Annotated in this window: 10 protein-coding genes; 1 reads left to right on the top strand and 9 read right to left on the bottom strand. The window is 71.2% G+C overall.

What is annotated here, in order from left to right; genetic code table 11:
• Positions 1-46: 46 nt before the first annotated feature.
• The 8 genes from N7E59_RS05670 to N7E59_RS05635 form a co-directional block, all read right to left on the bottom strand.
• Positions 47-586: an NUDIX hydrolase family protein gene (locus N7E59_RS05670; protein WP_261623948.1), complete on the bottom strand. Its 540-nt coding sequence runs from the start codon at positions 584-586 to the stop codon at positions 47-49.
• A gap of 62 nt (positions 587-648) precedes the next feature.
• Positions 649-2,337 (bottom strand): hypothetical protein, encoded by a 1,689-nt coding sequence (locus N7E59_RS05665; protein ID WP_261623947.1) that lies wholly within the window; start codon positions 2,335-2,337, stop codon positions 649-651.
• The gene (locus N7E59_RS05660; protein WP_261623946.1) at positions 2,334-2,972 is read right to left on the bottom strand and encodes a DedA family protein; all 639 of its coding nucleotides are present in this window, start codon (positions 2,970-2,972) and stop codon (positions 2,334-2,336) included. The genes N7E59_RS05665 and N7E59_RS05660 overlap by 4 nt, the downstream gene beginning before the upstream one ends.
• Complete coding sequence (locus N7E59_RS05655; RefSeq protein ID WP_261623945.1) at positions 2,969-4,009, bottom strand: pseudouridine synthase; 1,041 nt, start codon at positions 4,007-4,009, stop codon at positions 2,969-2,971. The genes N7E59_RS05660 and N7E59_RS05655 overlap by 4 nt, the downstream gene beginning before the upstream one ends.
• A gap of 9 nt (positions 4,010-4,018) precedes the next feature.
• Complete coding sequence (locus N7E59_RS05650) at positions 4,019-4,498, bottom strand: VOC family protein (RefSeq protein ID WP_261623944.1); 480 nt, start codon at positions 4,496-4,498, stop codon at positions 4,019-4,021.
• Positions 4,499-4,821: 323 nt separating this feature from the next.
• On the bottom strand, positions 4,822-4,986 hold the full coding sequence (locus N7E59_RS05645) for a hypothetical protein (protein ID WP_261623943.1): 165 nt from the start codon (positions 4,984-4,986) through the stop codon (positions 4,822-4,824).
• A gap of 144 nt (positions 4,987-5,130) precedes the next feature.
• Positions 5,131-9,810, bottom strand: a complete 4,680-nt coding sequence (locus N7E59_RS05640; protein WP_261623942.1) for an ATP-dependent helicase — start codon at positions 9,808-9,810, stop codon at positions 5,131-5,133.
• Positions 9,811-9,819: 9 nt separating this feature from the next.
• Positions 9,820-11,007 carry an MFS transporter gene (locus tag N7E59_RS05635; RefSeq protein WP_261623941.1) on the bottom strand — a complete coding sequence of 396 codons (1,188 nt, stop codon included), beginning with the start codon at positions 11,005-11,007 and terminating at the stop codon, positions 9,820-9,822.
• A gap of 87 nt (positions 11,008-11,094) precedes the next feature.
• Between N7E59_RS05635 and N7E59_RS05630 the strand changes: the two genes are divergently transcribed.
• Complete coding sequence (locus tag N7E59_RS05630; protein WP_261623940.1) at positions 11,095-11,667, top strand: TetR/AcrR family transcriptional regulator; 573 nt, start codon at positions 11,095-11,097, stop codon at positions 11,665-11,667.
• Positions 11,668-11,685: 18 nt separating this feature from the next.
• On the opposite strand, the gene N7E59_RS05625 is transcribed toward N7E59_RS05630, so the two are convergent.
• A complete protein-coding gene (locus tag N7E59_RS05625; protein WP_261624023.1) occupies positions 11,686-12,456 on the bottom strand; it encodes a 3-oxoacyl-ACP reductase in 771 nt (256 codons plus the stop codon).
• Positions 12,457-12,514 lie beyond the last annotated feature (58 nt).

Below are 12,514 nucleotides of genomic sequence, written 5' to 3'. Positions count from 1 at the left end.
GTGCAGTTCTGCCGCGGGGGCAGGGGTCCATCCTACCGACCTCGGCTCAGCCGACCTGACCCAGGTGGGCCAGCGCCTGGCGGATCAGCTTGTCCCGCCCACCGACGAACTCCTCCTGGATCTCCGGGCTCAGCGCCTGGTCCGGGGTCATCCAGGACAGCTCCAGAGCGTCCTGCCGCGGTTCGCACTCCCCGGTCACCGGGACGATGTAGGCCAGGGAGACCGCATGCTGACGGTCGTCCACCAGGCCTGTCTCCGACGGGTACGGGAAGTACTCGGCCACGGTGAACGGCACCGGCGACGCCGGCAGCTGCGGCAGAGCCAGCGATCCCAGGTCCTTCTCGATGTGACGCAGCAGGGCCGCCCGGATCGTCTCCCGATAGAGCACGCGCCCGGAGACCACGCTGCGGCAGAACTGTCCGCCGTCGTCGGCGGTGTAGAGCAGGCCGATCTCGGTGACGTACCCGAGGGCGTCGAGTCGGACCGGGACCGCCTCCACGTACACCATGGGCAGCCTTCGGCGGGCCTCATACAGGTCCGCCTCATTGAGCCACCCGGGATTGGGGTCGGGGGTTCGGACGCTCATGCGCTCCTCCTTCGATGCGTCGGGCCGCCGGCTGCGGAGTGCGGATGTCCGGCGGCCGGACCTCAGATGATGTCGTCGACCGGTCGGCCCATCGCCGCGCGACGTTCGGCGTAGTTGATCCGGTGCCGCCGCGACTGCGTGGCCAGGATGATGATGAAGGCCCCCATGGCCGCGACGATCGCGACCGTCACCGACTGCAGGTCCGAGAGCAGGCGGGGGAACACCAGCCAGAACATGCCCCAGCCCAGGCCCAGGGCGATGGTGATGCGGCCCCGCTCGGTCATCGAGTACAGGGAGCCGAGCCAGATGCACACCGCCAGGCCGGCCAGCGCCCACAGGGTGTCGGAGACCACGGGGATGTGGATGTTGTGCGCGGTGAGCCAGGCCGACAGGGAGCCCATCGCATGGACCATGGCGAACCCGGTGAACAGGCCCACCGGGCCGTCGGTCAGACGTCGCTCGCCCGAGTTCCGCGCGGTGCGCAGGGTGAACTGCCGGATCGAATCGATCAGGGCCAGCGCGGCGGCGAGGGCGGAGAGGGCGGCCACGGTCAGGTTGTCGGCCCGCACGGCGAGGACCCAGACGAGCATCATCAGCGACGACAGGGCGACGAGCCAGCCGGTGCGTCGCTGCCGGGGGGTGGAGATCTGGGAGGTCGACCACTGGTGGACGGTGTGCCCGATCAGGGTCACCACGACCACCGGCCAGAACCAGTAGAACCAGTGCGACGGCGTCAGCAGGGCCTGCTGGCCGGAGTACCAGCCGTCCACGATCGTGTCGAAGGCCCCGCCGACGAACATCCCGGCGTCCCACATCATCAGCACGGAGGTCACCGCGCCGACGAAGCCCAGGGAGACGACGGCCTGACGCACCAGATCGGTGGTCCGGGGACGGGGCTCCGGGTCGCGGGAGGGCAGGTTGTAGGGCGGGACGTAGGTGTAGGCGCCGTCGTCGTCGACGCCGCTGTCGGCGCGGTCCTGCGCCTCGCGACGCTCCTGCTCGGCCACCGCCTCGATCGCGGCGGCCTTCTCCAGGATCACTGCGCGCCGGCGCTCTTCGCTGGCGGTGCGTCCGGAGCGGTCGGAGGTCCCATCATCGGCTGCGCGGGACTCCTCGGCCTGATGCTCCTCGGCCGAGGGCGGCCGGGGCAGGCTGATCCGACTGTTGCGGGTGGTCGTCGCCGAGATCACGGGGATCGCCTGGGTCGCCTCGGGGTCGTTCAGTCCGGGGACGATCGACTCGCGGTAGGTCGGATCGGTGTCGGCGCGGGTGGCCTCCTCGACGACGTCGTCGGCCCAGAAGCCCCGGTGGTCCGTGCTCGGGTGCTGCCCACGGTCCCGCACGTAGTCGGCGTCCGGCCCGGCATCCTGATCGAAGCGCTCCAGGTCGTCGTCCTCGGACCCGTCCTCAGGACCGTCGTCGATGTGATCGTCGACGTCGTCGTAGCCGTCGTCCTCTGCGGCTCGGTAGCCGTCCACGTGGGGGACCTGCACCTCGTCGGGGTCCGGGCGGCGGAACGCGCGTCGGAACCGGTCGGTGGCCACGCTGAGGCGATCTCCGAGCCCGTCGAAGAAGTCCTCGCCCTCCTCCTCGGCCTCGGGCTGAGCCTCCAGGTTGGGGGTCGCGTGGCTGTGACGCACCTGATCCTCGGGAAGCACCGGCATCGTGGGGGTCTCCTCACCATCCTCCGACGGTGCCGCCCCCGCGTCGACCGAAGTGGGCTCGACGGCGTCGGAGGACCGGTCGGTCATGGTGTGATCCCCCCTCGCTCAGCTCGGCGCTGGTGACGATGCCGATTCCCGATCAGCCGCCGTCGTCCCACGACGACGGCGATCATGAACCCCACCATCGTACCTGCCGCCACGCCGATCAGCGTGCTGACCCACGGGGCGAGACCCGTCGCGGCGCCGGCGAACCAGCCCAGGCCGATCAGCCACCCCGACCACACCGCCGCACCGCACACGATCAGGACCCCGAGGCGCCCCCACCCCATACGCGTGAGGCCGGCTGCGGCCATCGATGCGGTGCGGCCGGCGGGCATCCAGCGGATGAGGAGCAGGCCCCACCATGTGGTGCGCGGTCCCAGGCGCACCGTCACCCGCAGCATCCGCCGGTGCAGCCCGCGCCCCCAGGCCCAGCGGTGGAGGATCCGCAGCGCCGGTCTGCGGCACATGATGAAGACGGCGAGATCTCCGAGCAGGCAGCCGAGGAAGGTGACCGCCGCGACCAGCCAGAGCGGCAGCGATCCGTGCGCTGCGAGGCTGCCCGAGCCGATGACCAGCACCTCCGAGGGGGTGACCGGCACCGGTCCGGTGAGCAGGACGGCGACGAGCAGCGCGGCCAGGAACCAGAGTCCCCAGTCGGAGAAGAGGTCCTCGGCGGTCACGCGTCCGTGCCCTCCCGCGGGGTCGCCGCGAGGCTGCGTCGCGAGGTGAACGTCCTGTCCCGTCCGGTCACCGGATCGGTGAACCGCAGCTCGCGGGCCAGCAGCTGCAGGGGCGCGCCGAAGTCGTCCGGGGCGTCGGGCAGCAGCTGCGGGTAGAACCGGTCGTGGAGGATGCCCAGCCCCAGCATCGCCATGTGCAGCCGCAGCTGGTGGGTCTTGCCGGTGTGCGGGGTCAGTCGGAACAGTCCGACGTCGTCGCCGTCGGTCCCCGGCCCCTGGGCGAGCAGCTCGACCAGCGAGGCGGAGTTGGCCCCGGGCAGCGGGGTGGTGCGGCGGCGACCTCGCCGGGGGGCGCGCCGGTCCTCAGGGCGGCGCCCGGAGTCGGCGACGTCGTAGTCGACCCGCTCCGAGACGACGACCCCCTTGGTCTTGGAGATCCGGCTGCGCACCGTCAGCGGGAACCTGGCGGCACGATCCTCCGGGGGTCTGGAATCGCGGGAGAAGGAGGACACGCATTCGTAGGTCTTCCCGACCCGTCGGTCCTCGAAGCACAGCTGGTAGGCCCCGCGGGTCTGCGGCCGCTTGGAGAACAGCACGACGCCGGCGGTGCCGCGGTCGAGCCGGTGGATCGGGATGAGATCGGGAAGGTCGAGCCGCCGTCGCAGCCGCACCAGCAGGGACTCCTGGACGTAGCGTCCGGCCGGTGTGGTGGGCAGGAAGTGCGGCTTGTCGGCCACCAGCAGATGCTCGTCCTCGAAGAGGATCTCTTCGGTGACCGGGAGGGGGACCTCATCGGTCACCGAGCGGTAGTACCAGAGGAACTCGACGGCGCCGAGGGGAGTCTCGACGGACAGCGGTGCGCCGTCGGCGTCGACGACCTCCCCGTCGGCGAACCGTCGGGTGATGCCCCCATGGTCGATGTGGCCGAAGGTCTCCAGCACGTACTCGTGCACCGTGGACCAGGGGCCGTCGGCGGGCACCTTCAGCCGGGTGGGGTTGACCCCGTCGCGGACCGGCAGCGGCGGGCGGAGAGCCATGGGGCCCGGTCAGCCCCAGACCGGGGGCCGAGCCTGGGCACTCTCCTCAGCTGAGGAGGACAGCGGCAGGTTGATCTGCCACGAGACGCCGAACGGATCCCGGATCCAGGCGAAGCGGCGGGAGAAGCCGTAGTCGTCCGGCTCCATGAGGAAGCTGCACCCGGCCGCGGTGAAGGCCTCGACGATGTCCTCGAACTCGGGCGAGGTCTCCACGACCACGGCGAACGAGATCGCCGGCGTGAAGTCGAAGTCGTGTCGGATCAGGCTGTCCTGGATCATCAGCGCCTGGCCGCCGATCCGCAGTTGGGCGTTGGCCACCAGGCCGTCGCCCTCGCGGGCGGGGGAGACCGGTTCGCCACCCTCGGCGACGGCCCCCTCGGGATGGTGCTCGAGCTCGAGCAGCTCGGCGTCGGGGAAGGCGCGCAGGTACAGTTCCACGGCCTCCTGGGCACGACCCTGGAACATCAGGAACGGAAGCGACATCGTCATGGGCTCCAGCCTAATTGGTGTGGGGTGCGCAGGGGTCTTCTGAGGTGGCGAGGTGGTGCCGCGGTCGTGGCCTCTTGTCGGCGATGATGCCCCACGCGCCGCTCACCCCGCTGGTGCCCTAGCCTCGGCGCGTGCCGCGCCAGCTCCCATACGCCAACCCGATACCTGCACCCAGCGGAATCCCGAACGCGAGGACCACGCCGATGTGAAGCTCGAGGAAGAAGAACAGCTGGAGTCCGACGACCACGCCCACGGCTGACATGGGGGAACGGCTGAGATCAGCGTATCGCCCGCGTGCGCTGCGGTCATCAGGGGTTCTCGTCTCAGCAGCCGTCGCTGGTGTGGAAAGCGCGGATGTTCTCCAGTGTCCCGGCCAGGCTGTCAGTGGGGCAGTTCGAGGTGATGAGATGTAGGTAGAGGAAGACTGCGACCAGAGCCAACGCAGCGGCGGCGGTCCAGCCGAGCGAGGATCGTGTCTGCTGAGCCATGGAGAGGAGTCTACTTCGTCCTCCCTCATCAGCTCACCACCGCAGCCAGCTCACTACCGACACGTTCATCCGTTCCACGCAGCCAGACGTCGAGGCGGTGGCCCATCGAGGCTGACAGTTGCCTGTTATTCCGGGTCCTCAGCGTCATCCTGAGAAGCGGAGCCCTGAGGGGGAGGTGTGGAAACCGGCTGCGCGCAGGGCATCGCCGAAGGGATGTTTCAGGGCGGAGATCCCGCTGATCTTCTCCACTGCGAGCCTACCGGTATGGGCCTGCCGCAAGGTGTCCACCAGCGGCTGCGCCACCTGGGTGAGCACCTCCTCGTCCTCGGTGTAGACCAGCATGGTCCTGCCGCCGCGCTCCATGTAGACCACGAGCTCACCGCCGCGCAGCACCACCACCGCACCGGCCTTCCGGCCCGGACGATGGGTGACGTCCTCCAGCTCCGGCCAGTCCAGGGCCGCACCGTAGGCGTTGGCCGGATCCGTCGCGGCCAGCACGACGACGTCGGCGTCGCGGCCGTCCTCGAGCGCCTCCGATACGTCTCGGATCCGGTCGATGGTCGCCGACAGTGCGAACTGCGAGGCGCCGAGACGCTCCACCACGTATCCGCGCCGCACCCGTCCGGCCTGCTCGGCCGCGGACAGCACCCGGTACACGGCGGCGAAGCCTCCCACCTGCTGCTCGGCGACCACGGATCCTCTGGTGAGCACTCCGTAGCGGTCCAAGAGGATCTCGGCCCGCGCGTAGGCGCGGGCCGTGGCGTCTGCGGCGGACTCCGCCCTCACCGGTGGCACGGACCAGCGCGCACCGGGGGCGGCCGCCTCTCCGCGATGCTGCCGGACCGCACCCCGCAGTGCGGTGCGCCGGGCGGCATGGCGGGAGCTCCGCGGACGGCTGCGGGAGCGGTGGGCGGTCGAGCCGCCGCGCAGCCGTGAGCGCACCGGGGCGAAGGAGTCGGGGTGGGTCCGTCCTGCCCAGAAGAGCTCCCACAGCGAGTCGTCGACTCCGCCGCGGGTGAGGTCGAGCTGGTGCTGCAGCGCCTCGGCGAACCACGCGCCCCCGCGCTCCAGGACCTCCAGGATCATGCGCTGCCGGGCGTCCGGGACGAAGTCTCCGCCCTGCGGGTCGTCCGAGGGCAGCAGTCCGGCCTCGACGTCCTCACCCGGGTGGAAGGAGATCCACCCGTCGTGGCCCGAGAGCGCCCCACGGCCGGTGACCACCACGTCGCCTGCGCCGATGAATTCGTCCAGCATCGCCGGACGATAGTCGCGCAGTCGGGCCGGCAGGATGAGGCTCTCCCAGGCGCTGGCCGGAGCTGCGACCCCGGAGAGCTGGGTGAGCACTTCGAGCAGCCCGTCACGGCCCTCGGTGCGGGACCTCGGAGTCGCGGACTGCCAGGCCGGGAGGAAGGCCGCATAGGCCGACGGGGAGACGGGTTCGACGTCGGCGCGCAGGGCGGCCAGCGAGCGACGGCGGATCCGCCGCAGCATCTCGACCTCGCACCACTCCTCCACCTGAGCGCCGGAGGGGGTCCGCTCCTCGGCGCGTTCCGGGCGGAAGAGGCCCGCGACGATCCGAGACTGATCGGCGAGTCGACGCAGCACCTCCTCGACGACGGCTGCGCTGAGCCCCAGGGTGTCGGCGGCCTCGTCGGTGACGAAGGGCCCGTGGGTGCGCGCGTAGCGGGAGATCACATCCCCCAGCGGGTCATCCACCGGTTCGAGGAACGTCTGGGGGATGCCCGGCGGGAGGGGAGTGCCGAGCCCGTCGCGCAGTCGGGCCGCGTCCTCGACCGCCGCGTACCGCTGATCGCCGGTGCCGCCGAACCGGAACGCCCGCTGCTCAGCGACCAGAGCTTCGGCGTGCTCGGCCGCGCGCTCCGGCGTCAGGGCGGTGATGTCCGGCTCGTCGTCTTCCCCGTCCGAACCCTCGGGACCGTCCTCCGGGCGCATCCGGGCCGCCAGCTCCTCCGCGGAGAGGGGTCCCAGCAGCCGCAGCAGGTCGGCCACCGACTCGGGACCGTGGGCCGCGTCGCCGCGCAGCCGCCGGGCCGGGAGCAGACGCTGGGAGTAGGCCTCGGCCTCCGCGATGATCTCCGGGTCCAGCACGTCGCGCAGCTCGACCCGGCCCAACAGCTCGCCGAGCATCTGTGGATCCACGGACAGGGCGGCAGCTCGGCGTTCGGCCAACGGTGAGTCGCCCTCGTACAGGTACTGGGCGATGTACCCGAACAGCACCGACTGGGCGAAGGGTGAGGGGCTCTGGGTCACGGACTCGACCATCCGGACCTCGCGCCCGGCGATCCGGCGCATCAGATCCAACAGGGCGGGCATGTCGTAGACGTCCTGCAGGACCTCCCGCATCGCCTCCATGATCATCGGGAAGTCCGGGTACCCGGCGGCGACCTCGAGCAGCTGTGAGGAGCGCTGCCGCTGCTGCCACAGGGGCGTCCGTTGGCCCGGGTTCGTCCGGGGCAGCAGCAGGGCTCGGGCCGAGGCCTCACGGAACCGCCCGGCGAACAGGGGGGAGGAGCTGACCTGCGCGGTGACGAATTCTTCGAGCTCGTCGGCGTCGAAGCCGAACAGCTCCGCCCCCGGCGGCTCCTCGTCCATCATCGGTACCCGCAGGACGATCCCGTCGTCGGAGGCCATGGCCGAGCCGTTCAGTCCGTAGCGTTCGTCGAGGCGCTCGCCGACTGCCAGCGCCCACGGGGCATGGACCTGCAGGCCGTAGGGGGAGTGGAGGATCACCCGCCAGTCGCCGAGCTCGTCCCGGGTGCGTTCGACGACCAGCGTGGTGTCCGAGGGCAGGGCGCCGACGGCCTCGGACTGCTCCTCGAGGTAGCGGCGCAGGTTCTCCCGCGCCCATGTGTCGAGTCCGATGCCGTCGAGTCGGCTCTGCTCGGGCTCGGTGCCTTCGGCCAGGACCTGCCGTTGGAACTCGCCCAGCGCACGGCCCAGCTCAGCGGGGCGTCCCAGCCCGTCTCCCCGCCAGAACGGCATGGCTGCGGGCTGGTCGAAGGCGGGGGTGACCAGCACACGGTCGAAGGTGATGTCCTCGATCCGCCAGCTGGTGGCCCCCAGGGCGAACACGTCACCCACCCGGGACTCGTAGACCATCTCCTCGTCCAGCTCCCCGACCCGGCGACCTCCGGTGCGCGCGGACCCGGAGTCCTCCCCGCCGGCGAGGTAGACCCCGAACAGTCCGCGGTCGGGGATGGTTCCCCCCGAGGTGACCGCCAGTCGCTGGGCGCCGGGACGCCCGGCCAGGGTGCCGGCTTCACGGTCCCAGACGATGCGCGGGCGCAGCTCGGCGAACCGGTCGGAGGGGTATCGGCCGGAGAGCAGGTCCAGCACCGCTTCGAAGGCCGAGCGCGGGAGCGAGGAGAACGGGGCGCTGCGGCGCACGGTCTCGAACCATTCCTCGACGTCGAGAGGTTCCAGCGCCGCGGCGGCCACTGTCTGTTGAGCCAGGACATCCAGCGGATTACGCGGCACGTGGAGCGCTTCGATCCGCCCGGCCAGCATCCGTTCCACCACGACGGCGGCGGAGACCAGGTCCCCGCGGTGCTTGGGGAAGAACCACCCGACGGAGACCTCGCCGACCTGGTGGCCGGCCCGTCCCACCCGCTGGAGTCCGGCGGAGACCGCCGGCGGAGACTCGACCTGGACGACGAGGTCCACAGCACCCATGTCGATGCCCAGCTCCAGCGACGAGGTCGCGACCACGCAGCGCAGCCGTCCGGCTTTGAGGTCCTCCTCGATGACCTCGCGCTGCTCCTTCGACACCGAGCCGTGGTGGGAGCGGGCCAGGAGGGCGGAGGAGTCCTCCTCCTGTGATGAGGGTTGGTCCTCGGGGGCGACGCCGCGCCGTTCGTCCCAGATCTCGTTGAGCCGCCCGGTCAGACGTTCGGCGAGGCGCCTGGAGTTGACGAAGACGATGGTCGAGCGCCTCTGGGTGACCAGGTCCACGATCCGGTGCTCCACGTGCGGCCAGATCGAGGGCTGCATGGGAGCGGAGTCCTCGCCGCCGTCGTCGAGCCCTTCGGGACGGCCCAAGTCCGGCACCGGCACCGAGACGGTGATGTCCCACTGCTTCTCCGCCGGCGGGGCGACCACTTCGGCGGGGGCGCGCCCGCCCAGGAATCGCGCGACCTCGTCACGCGGCTCGACGGTCGCGGAGAGACCGATCCGTTGGGCCGGACTCTCGAGCAGCGCATCGAGCCGCTCCAGGGAGAGCGCCAGATGGGCGCCGCGCTTGGTGCCCGCCAGGGCGTGGACCTCGTCCACGATCACCGTGGAGATTCCGGTCAGGGTGCTGCGTGCCTGGGAGGTGAGCATCAGGTACAGCGACTCCGGCGTGGTGATCAGCACGTTCGGCGGATTCCGCACCAGGTCCCGTCGCCCCTTGGCGGTGGTGTCGCCGGAGCGGACGCCGACGCTGATGTCGCCGGGCTCCTGGCCCAGCCGCCGGGCGGTGTGGCCGATCCCGACCAACGGGCTGCGCAGGTTGCGCTCGATGTCTACGCCGAGCGCCTTCAGCGGGGAGATGTAGAGCACCGTGGTGCCCTCACCCGGCGCGGCGAAGAGCCGGTCCAGCGACCACAGGAACGCCGAGAGGGTCTTGCCGGAGCCCGTCGGCGCGACGACCAGGGCGTTCCTCCCCTCGGAGACCGCACGCCAGGCGCCGGACTGCGCGGAGGTGGGGGCGCCGAAGGCCGCACGGAACCACTCGCGGGTCGGTGCGGTGAAGAGCTCCAGGACGTCGTCCGGAGCCGCACCCTCGGTGTGTGCGCCCGCGGCGGCGTCCTGTGCATCGGTCATGGATCAACTCTAGGCAGAGACCTCTGACACGGTGCGTCGTGCTCCGCGGATGAGACTTCCGGTCAGCGCGACGCCGGCGGCGACGAGGAAGGCTTCGGACATCGAACTGAGGTCCGCGACCGCGCCGATCGCCGGGGTGGCCGCCGCCTGACCGAGCGCGATCGCCAGGAAGGCGATGCCGACACCGGTCGACGGCCGGCGAGTGTGCAGACGGGTGCCCCACACCAGCAGCACGCCGGTCAGCGCGACATAGAGGGCGCCGAAGGCCGCCGAGGCGAGCACGGCCACAGCGGGGCTCTGCGGCCAGAGGGCCCACACGGCGGTGGTCGCGGCGAAGGCGAGCATGAGTGCCGTCCAGGCGCTCCGCAGCGACACGGCGCGGATCAGGTCTCCGGCGACGGCGCCGAACAGGCCGCTCGCGCCGAGGCAGATCCAGGCTGCGGTGGCCAGTGTTCGGTCGTGCCCGCCCTCGGTCTGCAGGAAGTCCTGGCCGAACGTCCATCCGGCGGCACTGGCGGCACCCATCAGCACGGCCGCCGTGACGAGGGAGAGTGAGCCTCTGGGGAATAGCGCGGAGGGTGCGGGGCGGGTCGTCTGGGACGCCTTCTTGGGTCGGTGGGGCGGGCGCGGCGGGACCGTGCGCCAGACCCAGACGGCGACGACGGCCGCCGCCAGGGTGAACGCCAGCCATCCGATCCGCCAGTGGTCCTGCGCCAGCAGTGCGACCGGGCCGGAGACCATGACGCCGATGCCGGTGCCGGCGTTCACGATGGTCTGGGCACGGTCCCGTCGACTCGGGTCGATATGCAGCGCCACGGCGTGGGCCAGCGGGGGAGAGGCCACTCCTGTGCTGGAGCCGGCGACGGCGACGCCGACCCCCAGGGCCGCCGTCGACGGTGCCGCGGCGATCAGTGCGCAGCCGACCGTGGCCAGGACCCCGGCAGAGACGGCCACGGTGCGGGCCCCCAGCCGAGGTGTGAGCGCGCCGGACGCCGCGATTCCCGCGCAGTACGCCGAATAGCTGGCCGCCGCGATGACTCCGGCGGCTCCGGAGCTCAGGGCGAACTCCTCCCGCATTCCGGGCAGGAACAGCCCGTAGGCGAAGCGTGCCAGTCCGTAGCAGACCGCGATCAGGCACGCCCCGGAGACCGTGAGGTGCCGAGCCGCCTGGGCGGACAGCGTCCCGGTGTCCGTCACGGCCGCCTCCCCCCGTCGGGTTCACCGATCGGTGAACTTTTCTGACGCTAGCTATACTGATCGGTGAAGTCAACGACGGAGGCAGTCATGACGGAGACGTCGACCGGTGGTCTCACCCCTGGGGGAGTGAGGATCCTCGAGGCCTCCGGGCGGCTCTTCTACGCACGGGGGATCCACGCCGTCGGCGTCGAGGCGATCGCGGCCGAGGCCGGAATGACCAAGCGCACCCTCTACGACCGCTTCGGCTCCAAGGAGGCCCTGGTCGCCGCCTACCTCCGGCGCCACCATGAGCAGTGGTGGGCGCGGATGCGGGAGCGGGTCGACTCCGCTCCCGGGCCCAAGGTCCTCGCCCTCTTCGACGCCTACCTCGCCGCGGCGGAGGAGTCGCACTACGGATGTCCCTTCCTCAACGCGGCGGCCGAGCTGCGCAATGGACACCTCGGCCTGCGCGTGGTCGCAGACCACAAGCGTCAGGTCCGTGAGGAGGTCTGTCGACTCATCGAGGCCGAGGTCTCAGCACAGGGGGCGGCCCAGCTGGGCGAACACGTGTTCCTGCTGCTGGAGGGCGGGATCGCGCACCGCGGGATCGACACCGGCGTCGACCACCTTCGCGCCGCCCGAACGCTCGCGGAGCGGCTGGTGGCCGACGCCGTTCGGTGAGGCGGCGTCAGAGCGCGGTCAGAGCGCGGTCACGTATGACCCCGAGAGTCCTCCGTCGACGAGGAACTCGCTGGCGGTGATGAACGAGGAGTCGTCGGAGGCGAGGAACGCCACGGCGGCTGCGAGCTCGTCGGCCTCGGCGAAGCGCCCCATCGGCAGGTGGACCAGTCGCCTCTGGGCCTTCTCCGGGTCCGCGGCGAAGAGCTCCTGCAGCAGGGGGGTGTTGACCGGGCCCGGGCACAGGGCGTTGACCCGGATGCCCTGCTTGGCGAACTCCACTCCCAACTCGCGGGTCATCGAGAGCACCCCGCCCTTCGAGGCCGTGTAGCTGATCTGGCTGGTCGCCGCACCCATCACGGCGACGAAGGATGCGGTGTTGATGATCGACCCGCGCCCCTGCTCCTGCATGATCGGGATGACGTGCCGGCAGCACAGGTACACCGATGTCAGATTCACCTCCTGCACGCGCCGCCAGGCGTCGAGGCCGGTGTCCAGGATGGAGTTGTCGTCGTCCGGGGCGATGCCGGCGTTGTTGAAGGCGACGTCCACCCGCCCGAACCGCTCCCGGGTCTCGGTGAACAGGCGGGCGACGTCGTCGTCGTCGGTGACGTCGGTGCGAATAAAGACTCCGCCCACGGAGTCGGCGGCGGCCCGGCCGCGCTCCTGGTCGACGATGTCGGCGATGACGACCTGCGCACCCTCGTGGGCCAGTCGGCGTGCGGTGGCCAGACCGATCCCGGAGGCGCCGCCGGTGATCGTGGCGACTCTGCCCTGCAGACGGTTCGACACCAGGCCGCCGTAGGCGGCCTCGGCGGCGTGCGGAGTGCTCTGAGGTGCGGAGGAGGTG

Source organism: Nesterenkonia marinintestina (assembly GCF_025420485.1).
In the GTDB taxonomy this organism is placed as follows: Bacteria; Actinomycetota; Actinomycetes; order Actinomycetales; family Micrococcaceae; genus Nesterenkonia; species Nesterenkonia marinintestina.
The sequence above is the reverse complement of the archived record's forward strand: the minus strand, read 5'-3'. Positions and strand labels throughout refer to the sequence as shown.